This window comes from Anabaena sp. TISTR 8404 (genome assembly GCF_056847745.1).
This window is the reverse complement of the sequence record NZ_CP180578.1, coordinates 5439813-5459449: the sequence shown is the minus strand read 5'-3', so window position 1 is coordinate 5459449 and position 19637 is coordinate 5439813. Positions and strand designations below refer to the sequence as shown.

Below are 19637 nucleotides of genomic sequence, written 5' to 3'. Positions count from 1 at the left end.
TTAAATGAGAGAGCGAAAAACTTCTATCAAATTTTCTAATGCTTGAATTAGTAAAGGTTCAACTTCATTGATTTGATTGGGGTTTTTATTAATATAGATAACCTCTTGACAATCTAATGTAGTTAAATCACCTGTCCAAGATTCAGCAATAATAACTGGTATACATTGATAGCCAGACTTATTTGCTACTGTTATTGCTTTATGGATATCCCTTGTGAATAAAAGAGCATGACCACCGCCCATTGTTTCACGAGTTTTCACTGGGATGAGAATATCACCTCTATGACCACTTATTTTAATGTCATAGGTTTCGCCACTAATTTTAATTTGGGTTTTTTCAATTGAGAGTTGAATGTTATTCTTCTCAAATATTTCTTTGAGATTGCGCCGAACAATTTCTTCAAATAGGTTTCCTTTGATAGAACGTCGGCTTCCTTCTAAACGGTCAATCATCACTTCAGAAATTGGTAGCCAGTCCCATCTTTCACGTTCATATAGAATTGTGGCGACATATTGTCTAACTTGATTGAGCAACTCAGCTTTACGTTCATATTGTTTACCGCTGAGATTATTTAAAAACCCTTTTAGCCTCTGTTCAGGAGCATCTCTAAAAATCCATCCTAATAAAAGCCATTTAGCTAGCTTTATCTTCAGCGTATGGACGGGCTATTCCGTCATATAGTTTTAGATTGTTAGGAATCTTACGCTCTAAATATTTCTGGATAGTATTTTTTGCCTTGGGCGTATCTTGCTCAACAATAAATTCGTAAAGTTCTGCATATCCCTCTATCTGCAAGAAGCTGATAAAATCATCAAAAAAAGGTTTATTTAAGTTAGCAACTATTACTAATTCTTTGAGCCTTACATTTTCTGGAATACTATTCATCAAAAAACTCTCTAGGTGAAATACACAAAGCATCCGCAATTTTCTTAATATTCAAAAGGCTCACATTTCTTTCTCCACGCTCGACACCTCCGATGTAGCTTCTATCTAAGTCACATAAGTGTGCCAAGTCTTCTTGGGAAAGTTTGCGAATACTTCGGAGATACCGAAGCCGTTCACCAAATTTTTTTCTAATATCTTTTTCGTTAGATGCTGTCATAGTAATAAGTAAAGATTAGGTGATGCTTTTAAGTCCACGGACTTTAAGTACCATTAGTTAGTAGTAACCGTTGCACACAAAGATGTATGCCACGCCACATTGCTCAATTTGCTAAAATATCAACAAAATAAGTAGTCTAAGTATCTAAACAGTGCGAAGATATCAAGTTTTTTACTTACTATTTTTTCTCACCTTAGGAGCTATTCTGAGTTTTGCTTTACTTCCTGACTTTTCCCCCTTAGTGAGTTGCGATAAGTTTAAATCTAAAACTACATCATTACGGCAAAAATATTACGCTAATCCTGTAGATTTGGTAGTTCAACCTTGGCGTGGTCAGCATCATGTTTATGGAACATTTGTCATTCCCAATGGTTATACTAATGATGGTTTTTTTACCCTAACATTGCCAGGAAACAAAACTTACTGTGGACAACTTAAAACTATAGCTGGCATATCTCTACCTGGGCTTTATACCCAACCAAAGAATTACATTATCAGAGGATATTTAAATACTCGCATTGCTCTTTGGTTAATTATTCAAGGGCATATAAATGATTTAAACAAACCAGAAAACTGGAAACTAGGTTATTTTGAGAAAAGAAAGAAAATAAATGCAATATTAAAATATCCATTACCGAATATAACTATCAAAACATTTAAAAAATAAGCGAGTTTTTAAATTAACAATTAGCAGTTTTTTAAACTAGAATTCCAGCAATACACGCAGTAATAAAACTTGCTAATAGTCCTGCAATCATTGTTCTCACGCCGAAGCGAGCTAAGTCATGCTGACGATTAGGAGCCATACCTGTTAGTCCGCCAATAGTAATACCAATAGAGCCAATATTGGCAAAATTACATAATGCGTAAGTTGCAATAATAACTGCTCTTTGAGAAATTTTACCGTTTTCAATTAGCTGTTTTAAATCTAAGAAAGCAATAAACTCATTTAAAATTGTCTTTGTTCCTAATAATGCTCCTACTTGTTGGCAATCATTCCAAGGTACACCCATCAACCATGCTACGGGAGCCATGATAAAAGACAATATTAATTGCAAAGATAACTGCGGCAAACTGACAAGAGAACCTAACCACCCTAATAAAGCATTCAAAGCAGCGAGTAATCCTAAAAAAGCAATAATCATTACGCCAACGTTAACTGCTAATTTTACGCCATCAATGGCTCCTGTCGTAGCCGCATCAATTACATTTACGTAATTAGTTTCTACATCTATTTTGGCTTGACCTGCTGTTAGGGAAACTTCTGTTTCTGGGTACATTAATTTTGAGACAACTAACGATGTGGGCGCAGTCATAAAAAAAGCTGCAATTAAATGTTCTGGAGGAATACCAAAGGAAAGATAAGCGCCTAATACTCCACCAGCAATTGTGGCGAAGCCACCTGTCATTACAGCATGAAGTTCGGATAAAGTCATATTTGCTACATAAGGTTTGACCATGAGTGCTGATTCTGTTGGCCCTAAAAAAATGTTGCCTGCACAAGATAATGACTCAGACCCTGATGTTTTCATTGTCTTAATCATTACCCAGGCAAGCATATTTACGACTCGCTGTAAAATTCCGTAGTAGTATAAAACACTAATAAAGGCTGAGAAAAAGATAATAGTCGGTAGGACTTGAAAGGCAAATAAATGATCTTTAAAATTTTCTCCAAAGACAAATTTCGCACCGACATCAGAAAATGCTAAAAAATTGCTGACAATATCTCCGAGAGATTTAAATACATTTAAACCCCAAGGTGTTTTCAAAATTAGCAGGGCGAAAACGAACTCTAAGCCCAAACCCCAAGCAACTGTCCGCCAACGAACTGCTTGACGTTCAACTGATAAAGCGTAAGATATCCCCATAAATACTAAGATTCCTAGGATAGAAATAGCACGTTCCATATTGACTTTCAAGAAACCACAGCTATGATATTTGGTCATCAAGTATACATAAAAAAAATGTAACTTTTTTAACTTTTTTGCAGTGAATTGCGCCACTATGAGAAGAGAGTGCGATCGCAAGTTGATATTTTCTTATAAAGATTTATCTCTAAATGTTAAAAACCATCTATAAACAAAAATTATTTTTTTAAAGTAAAAATTAACAATTATTGGTAGAAAAACTTATGTTGACCTTAACTGGTTATCGTGTAAATGAGCTAATTTATTCCGGTTCTCATACCTTAGTGCATCGTGGAATTAGAGAATGCGATCAAACACCAGTAATTATTAAACTGTTACGTCGAGACTATCCTACGTTTCAAGAACTTGTGCGCTTCCGCAATCAGTATACAATTGCCAAAAATCTTGATATTGAAGGTATTGTTAAACCTTATAGTTTAGAAACTTATCACAATAGCTATGCCCTAATCATGGAAGATGTAGGGGCTATTTCTTTGCAAGAATATATTGCTAAATATACAGTCAACTTATCAAGTTTTTTTCAAATTGCAATTCAAATCGTTGCTATACTCGACAGATTATATCGGCATCAAATTATTCATAAAGATATTAAACCAGCTAATATTTTAATTAATCCCAGCACAAAAGAAATCAAACTAATAGATTTTAGTATTGCATCTTTACTCAAGCGAGACACTCAAAGCCTGACTAGTCCACATATATTAGAAGGAACATTAGCATATTTGTCACCAGAACAAACTGGTCGCACAAATCGTGGTATTGACTACCGTAGTGATTTTTATTCTTTAGGTGTTACTTTTTTTGAAATACTTACTGGACAGTTACCTTTTTGTTGCCATGAACCAATGGAATTAGTGTACTGTCATTTGGCAAAGCTACCACCAAAAGTTGAAAGTTTAAATCCAGAAGTGCCTTCAATGGTTTCTGATATTGTAGATAAATTGATGGCAAAAAATGCCGAAGACCGCTATCAAAGTGCTTTGGGTTTGAAGTATGACTTAGAAATGTGTCAGCGTCAATGGCAAGAAACTGGCACTGTTAAAGATTTTAGACTAGGAATGCGGGATATTTGCGATCGCTTTCAAATTCCTGAAAAACTCTACGGACGACAAGCAGAAGTAAGAACTTTGCTGACAGCTTTTGACAGAGTAGCTACAGGTAAAACTGAAATAATGCTAGTCGCAGGTTTTTCGGGTATTGGTAAAACCGCTGCTGTCAAAGAAGTTCATAAACCAATTGTGCGACAACGGGGTTATTTTAGTGCTGGGAAATATGACCAATTTCAACGTAATATTCCTTTTTCAGCTTTTATGCAAGCTTTCCGTGACTTAATTGGGCAATTATTAAGTGAAAGTGACGCACAATTGCAACATTGGAAAAATCAAATACTTAAAGCATTAGGCGAAAATGCCCAAGTCATTATTGATGTTATTCCAGAATTAGAAACAATAATTGGAAAACAACCTCCTGTCCCAGAATTATCAGGAAGTGCTGCGCAAAATCGCTTTAATTTGCTATTGCATAGATTTATCACAATCTTTACTACGAAAGACCATCCCTTAGTCATTTTTCTGGATGACTTACAATGGGCAGACTCAGCATCTCTGAAATTTATTCAAGGCTTGATTAGTAACACAAATGCTGGTTATTTATTACTAATTGGGGCTTATCGAGATAATGAGGTTTCAACTACGCATCCCTTGATTTTAAAGTTAGCAGAAATCCAAAAAAGCCATATTAAAATTAATAAGATTACTTTAGATGCACTTCAGCCAACAGATTTAAATCATCTCATTGCTGATACTCTAAATTGTTCTTTAGAAATTGCTTCTCCCCTCACAAAACTCGTATACCAAAAAACTAAAGGTAACCCTTTATTTATTCATCAATTTTTAAAATTTCTCTACGATGAAAAATTAATTGTTTTTAACTTTGATGCTGGATATTGGCAATGTGACATTGCTCAAATAAAAGCTTTAGCACTAACTGATGATGTAGTAGAATTTCTCGCACTGCAACTGCAAAAGTTACCGCCAGCCACCTTAGAAGTGTTAAAATTAGCTGCCTGTATTGGCAACCAATTTGATTTAGCCAATCTAGCTATAGTCTACGAAAAATCTTTACTAGAAACTGCTGATAATTTATGGAAAGCATTGCAAAAAGAATTGATTATTCCTACTAGTGAAGTGTATAAATTCTTTCAAGACAAAAAAGAATTAGCAGATGATAAATGGGCAATTTTCCAATCGCCAACATATAAATTTCTTCACGATAGAGTACAACAAGCTGCTTATTTTTTGATTCCAGAATCACAGAAAAAAGCAACACATCTAAAAATTGGTCAAATTCTCTTTAAAAATACTCCTAACATTGAAGAAGCCGAAAATATTTTCGCTATAATTAATCAGCTAAACATAGGAGCAGAATTAATTGCTGAACAGATAGCAAAAAATCAATTAGCTCAACTTAATTTAATTGCAGGTCATAAAGCTAAGTCTGCCACAGCTTATGAGACAGCAGTAAAGTATTTAAACACTGCTTTAGAATTCCTAGAAACTGATAGTTGGCAATCTCAATATGATTTTACTTTAAGAGTCTATATAGAAACCGCAGAAGCTGAATATTTAAACATTAACTTTACTAAAGCTACAGAACTGACAGAAATTGCGCTACAAAATACTCAAAGTTTATTAGATAAAGTAAAAATATATGAATTACAAATGCAAATTTGCATTGCTCAATTACAAATGCTGCAAGCAGTAGAAATTGGACTGCAAGTTTTAGAAGAATTAGGAATAAATTTAGTAAATATAACGGGAGAGGAAAGTTTATTAATCACATTGCCAAATTTAGTTGATATAGATAACTTTTTGGTAATGACTAGCCCTGATAAACTAGCAGCAATGGGAATTTTAAAAATTCTCTGCGCTCCTATATTTATGGCTAAACCAGAAATTTTTCCTCAAGTTATTATTACAATGGTCAATCTCTGTATTGAACATGGTAATTCAAGCTTATCGGCTTTTGCTTACGGTTTTTATGGCTTATTACTTTCTGGAATTGGAAAATTAACAGAAGGCTATCATGCAGGGCAGATTGCTTTAAAATTACTAGATAAATTTGCTGCTAAGGAACTGAAAGCTAAAGTTTATAATTTATTTAATTCCAACATTAGGACTTGGAAAGAACATCCAAAAAATAGTGTGCAACCCTTACGAGAAGCTGTACAAATTGGGTTAGAAACAGGAGATATTGAATGGGGAGGATACTCTGCTGGTAATTTGTGCAGTTATCTGTTTTTCTCAGCGAATAACTTGGAGTCGGCTGTTGCAGAACAAGCAACATATATAGACATCTGCATTAAAATTAAACAAGAAATCCCGATTCACTTTTCACAAATATGGCGGCAGTTAGGTTTAAATTTACAAGGTTTATCGCCAGATAAATATTTATTAGTTGGTGAAAGCTTTAATGAATTACAAATGCTGCCGAATTTAATAGCAGCAAAAAGTGGTACAGTACTATTTATTTTTTATGTTGCTAAAACAATTCTACTGTACCAATTTAAAGATTATACTCAGGCAATAAAACAGGTCAAATTAGCCAATGAACAAGCAGGTTCAGCTTTTGGCTTCATGCAAGTTATGATTCTCAATTTTTATCATTCTTTGGCTTTGTTAGGGCATTATTTTCAAGCAGATATTCAGGAAAAACAAAAATATTTAGAGCAAGTTGAAGCTAACCAACAAAAAATGAAATTTTGGGCAGAACATGCCCCAATGAACAATCAGCATCGCTATAATTTAGTAGAAGCAGAAAGACTGCGCGTAGTTGGTCAATATTGGCAAGCTGCGGAACTTTACGATCGCGCGATCGCCCAAGCTAAAGCAAACGAATATATTCAAGAAGAAGCTCTCATTCACGAAATTGCTACTCAATTTTATTTAGAATGGGGTAGAGAGCAAATTGCCCAAATTTATCTGACAAATTCTTACTACTGTTATGCACTTTGGGGTGCAAAAGCCAAAGTCGAAGATTTAGAACAACGCTATCCGCAGTTACTTGCACCTATACTGCAATGGGAAAAAACCCAGCTTCATCCTCAAGATACTATTTCTAGTATTAGTAGAATTACTCGCTCTACTTTTAGTAGTGCGACAACTGATTCTTCTTGTAATAACAGCATTTCGGAAGCATTAGATTTAGAGACAGTCCTAAAAGCTTCCCAAGCAGTTTCTAGTGAAATTGAACAAGATAAGCTGTTAACTACTTTAATGCAAGTGTTAATGGAAAATGCTGGTGCAGAAAAAGCTGTGCTAGTTTTACTCAAAGAAAATAGTTGGGTAATTGAGGCGGTTGCTACAGTTAAGGGATTATCAAATATCCTACAATCTCTTCCCTTAGATAGTAGCCAAGATGTACCGCAAACTATAATTCATTACGTTAAAAATACTAGAACATATTTGGTAATTGATGACGCAACTAAAGAAAATAACTTTGCTGCTGATGCCTATATTATTAGTCATAAACCAAAAAGTTTATTGTGTACACCAATTTTAAATCAAGGTAAATTGATAGGAATTTTATATTTAGAAAATAATTTAATGGTACAGGCATTTACTAGCGATCGCCTGACTATTATCAAATTACTTTGTTCCCAAGCAGCAATATCTTTAGAAAATGCTCGTCTCTATCAACAATCTCAAGATTATGCCCAAAAACTATCCAAATCCTTCACGGAATTGCAGCAAATGCAACTGCAACTTATTCAAAGTGAAAAAATGTCAGCGTTGGGTAATTTAGTTGCAGGTGTAGCCCACGAAATTAATAATCCTATAGGATTTATCGCTGGAAATATTCAACCTGCTATAGAATTAGTCCAAGATTTATTTCATATCATCGATATTTATCAACAAAACTTTCCTGAACCTGGCGAAGCAATTGCTGAAGAAATTGCCGCATTTGATTTAGAATACTTACGCGAAGATTTACCAAAACTCATTTCTTCCATGAAAGTTGGGGTTGATCGCATTCGGAATATTAGTGCTGGTTTGCGAACTTTTTCTCGATTAGATAGCGAATCGAAAGTTACTTACAATATTCACGAAGGAATTGATAGTACACTGTTAATTCTTAAACACCGCTTAAAAGCCTCAGAGAATCGTCCAGAAATTAATATTGTCAAGAACTATGGTAATATTCCTCAAATAGAATGCTTTCCTGGACAACTCAATCAAGTATTTATGAATTTGCTTGCCAACGCCATTGATGCTTTAGAAGAATCGAATATCGGACGACAATTTAACGAAAATAAACCTAGTCAAATCACAATTCAGACTAGTTTAAGTAATGATAAATCTCAACTTATAATACAGATTAGCGACAATGGTGTAGGGATACCAGATAAAGTTAAAAACAAGATTTTCGACCATTTATTTACGACTAAATCTGTTGGCAAAGGTACAGGATTAGGATTAGCGATCGCGCGGCAAATTATTGTCGAAAAACACAACGGTACTTTAGAATTTAATTCTGTACAAGGTGAAGGTTCAGAATTTGTAATAAAACTTCCAGTTTAAAACTATATTAAAACTGATAACCTAAAATTTATTTCTCCAAAAACTGTCTATGAATCGAATGTTTCGCCGCTACCACCGCCAGATAGCAATTATTCTATGTTTGCCTTTGTTTTTAACTGTATTAACTGGCATGGCTTTTACCATTGCCCATGAATGGTTACATCAAGATGAGTTAGGTGAATTTCTTTTAGGACTGCATACACTAGAAATCATTCATTTAGAGAAAATTTACCCACTTTTGAATGGCTTAGGATTAGTTGGCTTGTTGATTACTGGCATAAGTATGATGGGGTTATTCCGCCAACGATCATCTTAAGAAGCAATAATAATGTTTGTGTCTAGCAAATACAGCAGATTTGAGGTTCATGAGGTACAGTAGCAGCAATTAGTAAACCAATTTTTTAGATGCTTTGGATCAACTAGTTTCAGCGCAATTTTAATTAAACCATCAACGACAGATGCACTCTTGGGAGAAAATTGTTTCAGAAAAGCTTTTAATTGTGACCACCAATGTTCAATTGGATTGAATTCAGGAGAATAAGGAGATAGATAAAGAACACTTGCTCCCACTCCTTCAATCAAAAGCTGAATCTCTTCGACTTTATGAGCAGGTAGATTATCCATTACAACGACTGCACCAACCCATAATTGCGGAAGTAAAAAATGTTCTACAAAAACTTTATATGCATCTCCATCCATTGAGCCGTTTAAAGTCATCACCGCTAAAACTTTCTTTAAGCTAATTCCTCCGATTACACTTATTTTTGCTCCCCGGTAATATGGTTTAAAATTATACGCTCTAGTGCCGCGCTCGCTTCTTTGATGAGTCCTAGTTAAGCCAAGTAAAACACCCATTTCATCTATAAATACAAGGTTTTCTGGGTCTACTTGCTTTACTTTCTCCCAATACTCTATTCTCAGTTTTTGGACTCTTTCTGTTTTTCCTTGGCTGCTACGCAAAGTCTTTTTTTTCGAGTTAATTTTTGTTTTTGTAATGCACAACACATCACACTTGCACACACCCAAACGTTGTATTTTTCTCCAAAATATTCGCAATATTCCAATAAAGTTGCATCTGGGTAAATTTGAACCATTTCGGCTAATTCGCTCGCGAAATCATCTAGCCTACCCTTCATGGCTCCACCTTGCTTTTTGGGTTCTAGATGTCCTTGCACTCTATGAAGTTGGATTAGCTTTTGCACATAGCTTTTTGCTACACCAAATTGCACAGCAACCTTTCTTATTGAAGTACCACCCTTTTCGTAAGTATTTACTATTTTTTCTCGTAAATCGATTGAGTATGCTTTCATTTTAAGTCTTGATGCACCAATACTATGTGTACCTCATTTACCTCGAAAGTGCTGTATCTACCACTCATTGATATCAACCTGTTCACACTCTTGCTCAATTGCCTCACGCATTAACTGGAGATCATTGGGTGATATTGAACCTGCAAAACGTAGTAATTGTTGACCTGGAGTGCCTTGAACTTGAGATTTTGCCAGTATTCGAGCAAATTCAAGCACCTGCCATTGCAATTCCTGTGGCATCGCTCTTAATTGTTCGATTACCTCATCGATAATAGATATATTCATATTGTTTTCCTATCTGTTGGTTTTTTTTCAGATTATGTCCGGCTTATTGTGCCAACGAGCCTAAAAAGAATAATCTCGCGCAAAGTTTTTCTTAGCGTCTTTGCGCCTTTGCGCGAGACACATTAATCTAGTAAACCCATTACAGTGCGATAATGAGCTTCAATTTCTGCTACAGTTGGCGACTTACGCTGGGTATCCCATTGACTGCGCTTGAATAATTCTTGCCGCAATTTATCGACATTAATGGTAGTAACTTTACCATCAGCTACTATTTGTTTGCCATTTACCCAGACGCTATCAACAGCATTTGTAGGTCGTCCTAAAACTAATAAGCCAATGGGATCGGTACGGGGCAGTAATGATAAACTTGTCAGATCATAAAGCACTAAGTCAGCTTGTTTCCCGACAGTAAGAGAACCAATTTTATCGGACATATTCAAGCCTTTTGCACCTCCTAAAGCTGCCATTTCTACAGCTTGTCGGGGTGTAATCCAATATTGATAATCTCGTTCTGTAGTGTTGTGCAAAATAGAACCAATTTTGATAGCTTCAAGCAAATCTTGAGAATCATTACTCGAAGCACCATCACAACCAAAAGTTACATTTACCTCAGCTTGGCGATATTTTAAAATTGGCGCAATACCACTGCCTAAACGCAAATTACTTAAAGGATTGTGAACAACTGTAGATTGAGTTTCGGCAAGAATTTCAATATCAAACTCATTTAACCAAACACAATGGGCGAGAGAAGTGCGATCGCCTAAATATCCAATACATTTAAGATGTTCGACAGCGCTACAACCGTACTTTTCTTGGGCAAGTTTTTCTTGGGCTTTGGTTTCCAGCAAATGCGAGTGACGACATAAATTATAGCGATCGCTCAACTCAATACAACCAGTAAACAAAGCATCGCTACACAACTGAATCCCTGTGGGTGCAACTAAAATACTTATCCCTTCTTCTGGGCGATGAAACTGTCTTACCGCTTCCTCAATAATTGCTAAGGTATCTGCTGTCGAACGAAAATAAGGTTCGTGGTTACGTTCTGTCTCCCCAGAAGGAATACCAGCAGTCAGCGATTCATCTTGAATTAACGGTGCAATAAAAGCCCGAATGCCTACTTCTCGATAAGCGCGAACCGCAGCAGCGATGGTTTCTAACTCTTCTGTGGGAATCAATACCAAATGATCTACCACACTCGTACCACCGGAAAGTAACGTTTCTACCGCCGTTCCCAATGCGCTGAGATAAACTTTTTCCGTGTCGAGGGGAGCAAAATCATACAAGTGTGCCAACCATAATTCTAAAGGCAAAGGTGGAATAATCCCCCGTTGCCACTTTTCAGAAGAATGGGTGTGGGCGTTGACAAAACCGGGTAGTAGCAGTTTGTGTTCACCGTTAATTGCTGTCCCCACAACATCAAGATGAGGCGCAATAGCCGAGATTTTACCTTCTACAACCTGTACATCTGTAGTGGTGTAATCCTCATCAGTGGCAATTAAGACATTTTTAATAGTGAAGTTCACGATTTAAACCTTAATTAAGTAATTGAACGCTCTACTACTTTTCAAGTTACAAAATAAAAAAAGGTGTTGGGTGTTGCAATTTATGAATCAGCCTCTTCGGACTTTGGGAGTTGCGCCAAATGCTTGGATGGTAGATCATGCGATCGCAGATATTTCTCGTCCTCCTAAAACCCCACAACCCGTTATCTTATCAACCGAAACTAAAACCCTGCGCCTAGACTTGGCAAAAACCGCCATCCTCATCATTGATATGCAAAACGACTTTTGCCATCCCGATGGCTGGTTGGCGCATATCGGTGTGGATGTCACCCCTGCACGTAAACCTATTGAACCGTTAAATAATTTACTCCCAAAACTGCGTCTTGTTAACGTTCCGGTAATTTGGATAAATTGGGGTAATCGTCCCGACTTACTCAATATCAGTGCGGCTGCGCGTCACGTCTACAACCCTACCGGTGATGGTGTCGGCTTAGGCGACTGCTTACCGAAAAACGGTGCTAGGGTATTAATGGCTGGTAGTTGGGCAGCAGCCGTAGTTGATGAACTACCACAGTTGCCCGAAGATATCCGTGTAGATAAATACCGTATGAGTGGCTTTTGGGACACGCCCTTAGATAGTATCCTGCGGAATTTAGGAATTACTACAATATTTTTTGCTGGTGTGAATGCTGATCAATGTGTGTTAACTACACTGTGTGATGCCAATTTTTTAGGATATGACTGCATTTTAGTGAAAGATTGTACCGCCACAACTTCACCCGATTATTGTTGGCTGGCAACTTTATATAACGTCAAACAGTGTTTTGGTTTTGTCACCGACTCAGAAGCAATTTTCACAGCTTTAAATCACCCTGAACTAACAGGAGGGGATTAATTAAATGCACTCTACTAGTTGCGTAATTCCTGTTATTAAATCTCCCAAAGATTATCAAGCCTATCGCATTAGTCCCCATGATACTAATCGGTTAGCAATTATTTTTGACTCGACCAATGCTAATACATCTCTGACTTGTTGTGTAGAAATCTTTGATGTAGGTGGACAAACCCCTATCAATCGCCATCAATGGGCAATTGAAATGTTTTTTGTCCTCAAAGGCGAAGGAATTGCTATTTGTGATGGGAAGAAAGTTCCTATTAAAGCCGGAGATAGTTTGTTAGTTCCACCCACAGGCACGCATTTGATTAAAAATACAGGTTCAAGTCGCTTGTATACATTGACAATTATGGTTCCCAATGAGGATTTCGCGGAATTAATTCGCAGCGGCACACCTGTAGAATTAGACGCAGAAGATATGGCGGTATTTGGCAGGTTAGATACCTTTATGCCTTATTGAATAATTCAGAAAATTGTAGTGGCGTGACACGACTAAAATAGTGCATTAAATGTAGGTTAGGTGTAACGCAGTGAAACCCAACATTTTCAGAATTTGGTTAGGTTCCGCTTCCCTTCATCCAACCTACAATTTTTTTTACTAACCAAGCACAGTTTGATGTCTTCCTAGCTCACAATAATCAGGATAAACCACAATAGATAAGCATAAAATCTCTGCAAATATTTAAAGATACATTACTATAATTATTAATCGTAGTTTTCTTGCTATGAATCACAAGCTATTCTACTATGAGTTTGAAATAAAATATTATCAATGGCGATTGAAAGAAGCACAAAAAGAATATGAAACCGATTTTGAACGTCTGTCAGGGATGAAGTCTTACTTTGCAAGAGAAATGCTAGAAGTTATATCAGGTTTTTCTCAGGAAGAACGGTCAAAAATACTGCCTATACTAATAAAAAAATCCGAATGGGAATTTCTTAATAATTTAAGTATTAAAATCACAGATGAAGAAGAAGTAATATTCAATAATTTTTATGTTGCAACAAAAAACGAAGATTTGAGAAAAATACTGAGTGAACAAAATAAGAGATTAAAAAAATATTCTAAAAGATTTCTTAGAAAAGTCATTATAAATGCTTTGTCTGAAATACTGCAACCAAAATTTTATGCTGATATTTGCTTTGATCAGCCAATATCTAAACATTGGAAAATTTCTACTTTCGTCATTATTGACAATAATTCATCCTATTATTACTCACATATAATTACAAAATTGAATGAAGACAATACAGAAACCAGAATTGGGCCATTTACAATAAATTTATCTACTTGGCTTGGTTTATATCCAAGTGGATGGGTCTTTGAAAATGAACAAGATGTTTACAAATCAGCAAATACAATAGCTCTTCTTTGTAAATATTTTATAGATTCTTTTCATGAATGGAATATTGATGAATAAGTGTTATAATTTATAACTTTATAAGGGAAATTGGTTGTCTGCTCTCTCTATTTTAGAGAATAACTCCATACGATTAGTATATTGTGGGAAAGTAATTATGCGAGCGCACATCGCCATGATTTATTCCAACTGAGTTACTCAGCCGCATTAATTGACGCAACTAAGGTAAACACAGTAATTTCCGGACGGGCAAATAACCGCAGATGTAATCCTGTCATACCTAAGCCTCGGTTGGTGTACAAAAACATATTTCCTACTTGATATTCTCCTAAATAATACTGTTTAGCAAAAGGTGGAAGAATCGGCGGTTGAATAAATGGTAAACGTACCTGTCCGCCGTGAGAATGTCCTGAGAGTTGCAAATCAAACCGCCCTGTCGCCGCACTGGTATTAGCAAAGTCTGGTTCGTGTGCTAACAATATTGCTGCACCTTCTTTCGGTAATTGCTGCATAACTAAATCTAGGCGGCTTTTACCCATTTGCACATCATCTACACCCGCAATGTGCAGCATAGCGCTACCTCGTTTGAGGGTGTAAATATCATTGCCTAGGTAAATAATCTTGCTTTGTTGTAATGCTTTAATAATTGCTTGAGTGTCGTTTTCGTGGTCGTGATTCCCTAATATTGCTATGGTTTTATCCTTGGGTGTGAAGTGATTTAAAGAAACTGTTAGCGAAGGGATGAATTGTGGTAGATTGCGTGTAACTAAATCACCAGTAATTGTGATTAAATCGGGTTTTTGTTGGTTAACAAGTCGGACTATTCGCTTTAGTCGTCGCGGACTCATCCAGCGATCGCGGTGAATATCACTGATTTGAACAATACGATAGCCGTGAAATTCTGATGCCAGATTAGGTAATGTTAATTGTAAAGAATTAATTTCAATCCAATTAGGTTCAATCAACTTGGCGTATAGTAAAATGCCAAAGCCTAGCAATATGCACCATCTTATACATCGAAAGGCTGATCTGCTGGCTTTTATCAACCACTTACGAGTTATCAAGGCACAATCTCCTTCGACGTGATTGCCAATTTTCTTGCTAAGTTGCTCTTCTAAAATCCGCTTTAAATTTTCTTTAATCAGAAAAAATTAAATAAAGACGTAAAGTCGCTAAAATAAAGAGATGTGATATACTATCTGTCTCTCTACTCCTGGTTTTATGGGACTGCCAATTGTTGCAATTATCGGCCGGCCGAATGTCGGCAAATCCACCCTGGTTAATCGTCTCGCTGGGGAACAAACGGCGATTGTCCACGATGAACCAGGTGTGACACGCGATCGCACTTATATGCCTGCTTACTGGAATGATCGCGAGTATTTAGTGGTAGATACAGGTGGTTTAGTCTTTAACGATGACACCGAATTTCTGCCGTTGATTCGTCAACAAGCACTAGCAGCCCTCAGCGAAGCAAGTGCAGCAATTTTTGTAGTGAATGGTCAAACAGGCCCCACCCCAGCTGATGAAGAAATCGCCGAGTGGTTACGTCAACAACCAGTACCAGTACTTCTGGCTGTGAACAAGTGCGAATCTCCCGAACAAGGCATCATTCAAGCAGCCGAGTTTTGGGAATTGGGGTTAGGAGAACCATACCCGATCTCTGCGATTCATGGCAACGGTACAGGAGAGTTACTCGACGAGTTAATTAAATACATTCCGCCTGTAACAGAAGTACCAGAAAGCAACGAAATTAAAGTGGCGATCGTTGGTCGCCCGAATGTGGGTAAATCAAGTTTATTGAATGCTTTCGTTGGGGAACAACGAGCCATTGTTAGCCCGATTTCTGGCACGACGCGAGATGCCATAGACACGTTTATCGAACGCGATGGGCAACAATACCGCATCATCGACACCGCCGGGATTCGCAAAAAGAAAAACGTCGAATACGGCCCAGAATTTTTTAGCATTAACCGTTCCTTTAAAGCAATTCGCCGCGCTGATGTAGTTTTATTAGTTTTAGATGCCCTTGACGGAGTTACCGAACAAGACCAAAAGTTAGCAGGGCGAATTATTGAAGATGGTCGAGCTTGCATCGTTGTGGTGAATAAATGGGATGCCATTGAAAAAGACTCCCACACTATCTACGATTACGAAAAAAGTCTGCAAGAAAGGCTACACTTTACTGACTGGGCATCGACTATCTTTGTCAGCGCCTTAACCGGACAACGGGTAGAAAAGATTTTAGAGTTAGTCAATCAAGCAGCAGCAGAACACAAACGTCGTGTGAGTACTTCGGTAATTAACGAAGTTTTAGAAGAAGCTGTTAGGTGGCACTCACCACCAACTTCACGCGGTGGTCGTCAAGGCAAAATTTATTATGGTACACAAGTAACCACACAACCACCAACAATTGCCTTGTTTGTTAACGAAGCCAAACGCTTCAACGACAACTACCGCCGCTATATCGAACGGCAATTCCGCCAACAACTAGGATTTAAGGGTACACCCATTCGTTTACTCTGGCGGAGTAAGAAAGTCCGTGATGTGGAAAGTGGTAACGTTAACCGCGCAACTCGCGTTTAAGAGTGCTGAGTGCCAAGTGCTGAGTGCTGAGGATGGAGAAGTAAACTGTATTAAGCGTTAAATGTCAGGGCAGAATAGACAAGAATTAAAAACCTTAACTTATCGTGTTTTAGAGATTCTAAAACTCAGCACTCAAGACTCAGCACTCAGCACTAAAAAATGGATTTACTGCGATCGCTACCACTAGGACTATACTTAGAACAACCGCAAACTTGGCTGCATAAACTCGATCCGCGCGTCAAGATTGCTTGGTTGATGAGTTTTTTAACAAGCTACAGCTTTGCCACTAATCAATGGCGCGTTCTGTTAGTAGTACTGTTAATTATTTTTACCTTAGTTGCCAGAATTCCTCGACGAGTCTGGCAGCAACAAATGGGTTGGCTGTTAACACTAACAGTTTTAGTATTATTTATTGCAGCTATCAGCCCGGATGGCTTAGGCGTAAATTATCAGCCGCGTCTCCCAGCCAATGAACAAGTCTTAACTCAGCCAGCAAATAGTAAAACTTCACTCAGCACTCAGCAACGCCAGTTCGCTCAAGTCGGGAAACCCGCCCACGCGACTGGCTCCTCAGCACTCAGCACTAAAAAATACTCTTACGTCTTGTTTCATCAAGGGCCAGTCAAAATAACACGTCGTTCTTTAGATTTAGCGGTGCGTCTGAGTACAATTTTATTTACTGTGATTTATAGTACTAATTTGTATCTTCTAACAACTGCACCAGAAGAAATTACTGCTGCGATTGGAAGCATCATGCAGCCCTTACGTAAACTCAAGATACCCGTAACAGAAATTACCTTAACTTTAACTTTATCCTTGCGATTTATTCCCCTCGTTTTAGAAGAAGTGCAAAATTTAATTCGTTCTGTAATGACAAGGGCAATTAATTGGAAAAAACTAGGGTTGAAAGGTACAGTCAAAGTTTGGATGATTGTCGCAGAAAGACTGTTAGAAAATTTACTGTTAAGGGCAGACCAAATGGCGAATGCCATGATGGTACGCGGTTTTACCAGTCCTAACGAACATAAAGTACAGTGGCATGAATTACGACTCAAAACATGGGATTGGTTAGCGATCGCCACTTTAACTTTATTCTGGGGAGTGCGGGTAATTTTGGGTAATCAATTTTAAGCTGTGCATTCATTATGACCAAGCCTTGGCATTGGCGATCGCTCCCTTTAGAAAATCGTACCGGCTCGGAAATTTTCGCAGCCTTATTTCTGCCTACCACACCATCAGGAATCGCTACCCTTCTCGAAAGTCCTTACCCCACACCCACTAACCAACCCCAACTCAGTCGCTATTCTATCTGTGCAGGCGCTCCCAGAATAGTCGATGGTGTACCCCAGATGTGGACACCACAACTAGGTAAAGTTTTCCCGTTTTTAGAAGAGTTACTACAAAGTAGGGGTATAGGGGAAGACACTTTTCACTTATCTTCCCCTGCCCCCTGCCTCCTACCTCCACCTCACCTCCCCTTCACTGGTGGTTGGTTAGGATGGCTTGGCTATGATGTTGCTTGGGAAATTGAACAGCTACCGTTTGCCAAATCAGATACTTTACCCTTCCCCGTAGCTTTTTGGTATGAACCAGATTCATTTGCCATTTTGGATCATGCCAAACAAATTCTTTGGTTGGCAGGTAGTGACATTGATGATGTTAATAGGTTAAAAATTCTTTTAGAAGAAAAAAATTCAGGGAATCCACTCTACCAAGTTACCTCTTCACAACATAGCCCCATTAACCTTGCCCCTGAGTTCTTCACATCGCAGTCAGATTATGAAACATTCGTCAATCGCGCCAAAAAATATATTCAGGCTGGAGACATCTTTCAGACGAATCTTTCTTTGCGATTTACAGCATCTACAATGGCTTCTGGCTGGTCAATTTACCAAGCCTTACAGAAAATCAATCCATCACCTTTTGCCAGCTACTGGCAGACTCCTTGGGGTGAAGTAGTCAGCTGTTCACCAGAACGGTTAGTGCTGTTGCAAAATGGGCAAGCGCAGACTCGACCAATTGCCGGGACGCGATCGCGTGGTGCTACCCCAGAACAAGACAATCAACTGGCACAAGAACTACTCAGCAATACCAAAGAACGTGCAGAACACATTATGCTGGTGGACTTAGAACGCAACGATTTAGGGCGAGTTTGTGAATGGGGAACCGTAAAAGTTGATGAACTGCTCACAATTGAGCGCTATAGCCACGTTATGCACCTTGTCAGCAACGTTAAAGGTACTTTAAAATCCAATCAAAGCGCCGTTGATTTGATTCGTGCCATGTTTCCTGGTGGCACAATCACAGGGTGTCCAAAAGTCCGCTGCATGGAAATCATCGAAGAACTAGAACCTGTACGACGTAGCCTATTCTACGGCTCCTGCGGCTATCTAGACTGGCGCGGTAACTTAGACTTGAATATCTTGATTCGTACCCTACTTTTGGCTCCGGCATTTAAAGCTGGGGTGCAGAGGAGCAGAGGAGCAGAGGGAAAATATTCTACTCAATCCTCAGCACTCAGCGAGAAGTTGCAAGGAGGGTCTCCCTCCGGGCAAACTTCGGTGACTCAGCACTCCCCACTAAACACCGTATGGGGACAAGTAGGAGCAGGTATTGTGGCAGACAGTGATCCTGAGAGAGAATGGTACGAATCTCTGCACAAAGCACAGGCACAACTAGCAGCCCTGAATATCCTCAATTACCAATGAACGGTGCTGAATTAAAAACTACTATGCTTCTTGGCTTCTAAACTATCAAAAGTAGCCCATTGTTAACCATTTTGTGCCATAAACTAAGAATTGTGGCAACATTGGAAGAAGCCAGCGCCAACATCGATTTGAGAGTCAGCCTTGGCTGTTGTGAACTTTAATGGGGAAATCTGGTTGCTATTGGCAAAACCAAACAAAAAAGTAGAGATTTTTTTGTATTGTCAATAGCAAATAATTACAAGTTACCCAAGTCTCATCAACTTTTGTGTGCCTTTAACTGTTGTCTCTGTTAGCTTCATCTGCCTGGAAAGGTGCTAAGTAGAAATACTTCCCTCGAACCTAAGCGCTTCTAGTCTCTGGTCTGTCGCCTCTAGCCTCTC

At 38.1% G+C, this 19637-nt stretch carries 19 protein-coding genes; 10 read left to right on the top strand and 9 right to left on the bottom strand.

The features are described 5' to 3' along the window. The 3 genes from ACMX3D_RS23675 to ACMX3D_RS23665 form a co-directional block, all read right to left on the bottom strand. Complete coding sequence (locus tag ACMX3D_RS23675; protein ID WP_482748252.1) at positions 1-534, bottom strand: hypothetical protein; 534 nt, start codon at positions 532-534, stop codon at positions 1-3. A gap of 100 nt (positions 535-634) precedes the next feature. Continuing rightward, on the bottom strand, positions 635-886 hold the full coding sequence (locus ACMX3D_RS23670; protein WP_482748251.1) for a hypothetical protein: 252 nt from the start codon (positions 884-886) through the stop codon (positions 635-637). Then, entirely contained in the window at positions 879-1103 is a 225-nt protein-coding gene (locus ACMX3D_RS23665; RefSeq protein ID WP_482748250.1) for a helix-turn-helix domain-containing protein, read from the bottom strand. The genes ACMX3D_RS23670 and ACMX3D_RS23665 overlap by 8 nt, the downstream gene beginning before the upstream one ends. A gap of 151 nt (positions 1104-1254) precedes the next feature. Here ACMX3D_RS23665 and ACMX3D_RS23660 point away from each other — a divergent pair, with 151 nt between their 5' ends. Continuing rightward, on the top strand, positions 1255-1770 hold the full coding sequence (locus ACMX3D_RS23660) for a hypothetical protein (RefSeq protein ID WP_482748249.1): 516 nt from the start codon (positions 1255-1257) through the stop codon (positions 1768-1770). A 31-nt stretch (positions 1771-1801) separates the two neighbouring features. Here ACMX3D_RS23660 and ACMX3D_RS23655 read toward each other — a convergent pair whose 3' ends face one another. Further along, complete coding sequence (locus tag ACMX3D_RS23655) at positions 1802-3010, bottom strand: NupC/NupG family nucleoside CNT transporter (RefSeq protein ID WP_482748248.1); 1209 nt, start codon at positions 3008-3010, stop codon at positions 1802-1804. A gap of 224 nt (positions 3011-3234) precedes the next feature. Between ACMX3D_RS23655 and ACMX3D_RS23650 the strand changes: the two genes are divergently transcribed. Both ACMX3D_RS23650 and ACMX3D_RS23645 read left to right on the top strand, forming a co-directional pair. Beyond that, entirely contained in the window at positions 3235-8610 is a 5376-nt protein-coding gene (locus ACMX3D_RS23650) for a trifunctional serine/threonine-protein kinase/ATP-binding protein/sensor histidine kinase (RefSeq protein ID WP_482748247.1), read from the top strand. A 49-nt stretch (positions 8611-8659) separates the two neighbouring features. Then, positions 8660-8926, top strand: coding sequence for a peptidase (locus ACMX3D_RS23645; RefSeq protein ID WP_482748246.1), 267 nt, complete (start codon positions 8660-8662; stop codon positions 8924-8926). Positions 8927-8973: 47 nt separating this feature from the next. Here the strand turns inward: ACMX3D_RS23645 and ACMX3D_RS23640 are convergent, their stop codons facing one another. The 4 genes from ACMX3D_RS23640 to ACMX3D_RS23625 form a co-directional block, all read right to left on the bottom strand. Then, positions 8974-9570: a transposase gene (locus ACMX3D_RS23640; protein WP_482747408.1), complete on the bottom strand. Its 597-nt coding sequence runs from the start codon at positions 9568-9570 to the stop codon at positions 8974-8976. Continuing rightward, complete coding sequence (locus ACMX3D_RS23635) at positions 9528-9920, bottom strand: helix-turn-helix domain-containing protein (RefSeq protein WP_482747409.1); 393 nt, start codon at positions 9918-9920, stop codon at positions 9528-9530. Before ACMX3D_RS23635 ends, ACMX3D_RS23640 begins: the two co-directional genes overlap by 43 nt. Before the next feature lie 57 nt (positions 9921-9977). Further along, on the bottom strand, positions 9978-10205 hold the full coding sequence (locus tag ACMX3D_RS23630) for a hypothetical protein (RefSeq protein WP_482748245.1): 228 nt from the start codon (positions 10203-10205) through the stop codon (positions 9978-9980). 122 nt (positions 10206-10327) lie between these two features. Beyond that, positions 10328-11731, bottom strand: coding sequence for an amidohydrolase (locus ACMX3D_RS23625; protein WP_482748244.1), 1404 nt, complete (start codon positions 11729-11731; stop codon positions 10328-10330). Between the two features lie 82 nt (positions 11732-11813). Between ACMX3D_RS23625 and ACMX3D_RS23620 the strand changes: the two genes are divergently transcribed. The 3 genes from ACMX3D_RS23620 to ACMX3D_RS23610 all read left to right on the top strand — a co-directional run bounded on the left by ACMX3D_RS23620 (position 11814) and on the right by ACMX3D_RS23610 (position 14026). Beyond that, positions 11814-12605, top strand: a complete 792-nt coding sequence (locus ACMX3D_RS23620; RefSeq protein ID WP_482748243.1) for a cysteine hydrolase family protein — start codon at positions 11814-11816, stop codon at positions 12603-12605. A gap of 4 nt (positions 12606-12609) precedes the next feature. After that, entirely contained in the window at positions 12610-13065 is a 456-nt protein-coding gene (locus ACMX3D_RS23615) for a cupin domain-containing protein (protein WP_482748242.1), read from the top strand. A 265-nt stretch (positions 13066-13330) separates the two neighbouring features. Continuing rightward, positions 13331-14026: a hypothetical protein gene (locus tag ACMX3D_RS23610; protein ID WP_482748241.1), complete on the top strand. Its 696-nt coding sequence runs from the start codon at positions 13331-13333 to the stop codon at positions 14024-14026. Positions 14027-14160: 134 nt separating this feature from the next. Here ACMX3D_RS23610 and ACMX3D_RS23605 read toward each other — a convergent pair whose 3' ends face one another. After that, positions 14161-14931, bottom strand: a complete 771-nt coding sequence (locus tag ACMX3D_RS23605; protein WP_482748240.1) for a metallophosphoesterase — start codon at positions 14929-14931, stop codon at positions 14161-14163. Positions 14932-15187: 256 nt separating this feature from the next. Between ACMX3D_RS23605 and der the strand changes: the two genes are divergently transcribed. The 4 genes from der to ACMX3D_RS23585 all read left to right on the top strand — a co-directional run bounded on the left by der (position 15188) and on the right by ACMX3D_RS23585 (position 19257). Continuing rightward, positions 15188-16549 (top strand): ribosome biogenesis GTPase Der, encoded by a 1362-nt coding sequence (der, locus tag ACMX3D_RS23600; RefSeq protein ID WP_482748239.1) that lies wholly within the window; start codon positions 15188-15190, stop codon positions 16547-16549. Between the two features lie 61 nt (positions 16550-16610). Then, positions 16611-16736, top strand: coding sequence for a hypothetical protein (locus tag ACMX3D_RS23595; RefSeq protein ID WP_482748238.1), 126 nt, complete (start codon positions 16611-16613; stop codon positions 16734-16736). Next, a complete protein-coding gene (locus ACMX3D_RS23590) occupies positions 16709-17680 on the top strand; it encodes an energy-coupling factor transporter transmembrane component T family protein (protein ID WP_482748237.1) in 972 nt (323 codons plus the stop codon). The genes ACMX3D_RS23595 and ACMX3D_RS23590 overlap by 28 nt, the downstream gene beginning before the upstream one ends. Before the next feature lie 14 nt (positions 17681-17694). Then, positions 17695-19257, top strand: coding sequence for an anthranilate synthase component I (locus tag ACMX3D_RS23585; RefSeq protein WP_482748236.1), 1563 nt, complete (start codon positions 17695-17697; stop codon positions 19255-19257). Positions 19258-19637 lie beyond the last annotated feature (380 nt).

What these genes read in the sequence shown, in the direction of transcription:
- ACMX3D_RS23670 (WP_482748251.1), bottom strand. Translation starts at nt 886, where the DNA reads ATGAATAGTATTCCAGAAAATGTAAGGCTCAAAGAATTAGTAATAGTT.
- ACMX3D_RS23665 (WP_482748250.1), bottom strand. Translation starts at nt 1,103, where the DNA reads ATGACAGCATCTAACGAAAAAGATATTAGAAAAAAATTTGGTGAACGG.
- ACMX3D_RS23655 (WP_482748248.1), bottom strand. Translation starts at nt 3,010, where the DNA reads ATGGAACGTGCTATTTCTATCCTAGGAATCTTAGTATTTATGGGGATA.
- ACMX3D_RS23650 (WP_482748247.1), top strand. Translation starts at nt 3,235, where the DNA reads ATGTTGACCTTAACTGGTTATCGTGTAAATGAGCTAATTTATTCCGGT.
- ACMX3D_RS23645 (WP_482748246.1), top strand. Translation starts at nt 8,660, where the DNA reads ATGAATCGAATGTTTCGCCGCTACCACCGCCAGATAGCAATTATTCTA.
- ACMX3D_RS23635 (WP_482747409.1), bottom strand. Translation starts at nt 9,920, where the DNA reads ATGAAAGCATACTCAATCGATTTACGAGAAAAAATAGTAAATACTTAC.
- ACMX3D_RS23630 (WP_482748245.1), bottom strand. Translation starts at nt 10,205, where the DNA reads ATGAATATATCTATTATCGATGAGGTAATCGAACAATTAAGAGCGATG.
- ACMX3D_RS23620 (WP_482748243.1), top strand. Translation starts at nt 11,814, where the DNA reads ATGAATCAGCCTCTTCGGACTTTGGGAGTTGCGCCAAATGCTTGGATG.
- ACMX3D_RS23615 (WP_482748242.1), top strand. Translation starts at nt 12,610, where the DNA reads ATGCACTCTACTAGTTGCGTAATTCCTGTTATTAAATCTCCCAAAGAT.
- ACMX3D_RS23610 (WP_482748241.1), top strand. Translation starts at nt 13,331, where the DNA reads ATGAATCACAAGCTATTCTACTATGAGTTTGAAATAAAATATTATCAA.
- der (WP_482748239.1), top strand. Translation starts at nt 15,188, where the DNA reads ATGGGACTGCCAATTGTTGCAATTATCGGCCGGCCGAATGTCGGCAAA.
- ACMX3D_RS23595 (WP_482748238.1), top strand. Translation starts at nt 16,611, where the DNA reads ATGTCAGGGCAGAATAGACAAGAATTAAAAACCTTAACTTATCGTGTT.
- ACMX3D_RS23590 (WP_482748237.1), top strand. Translation starts at nt 16,709, where the DNA reads ATGGATTTACTGCGATCGCTACCACTAGGACTATACTTAGAACAACCG.
- ACMX3D_RS23585 (WP_482748236.1), top strand. Translation starts at nt 17,695, where the DNA reads ATGACCAAGCCTTGGCATTGGCGATCGCTCCCTTTAGAAAATCGTACC.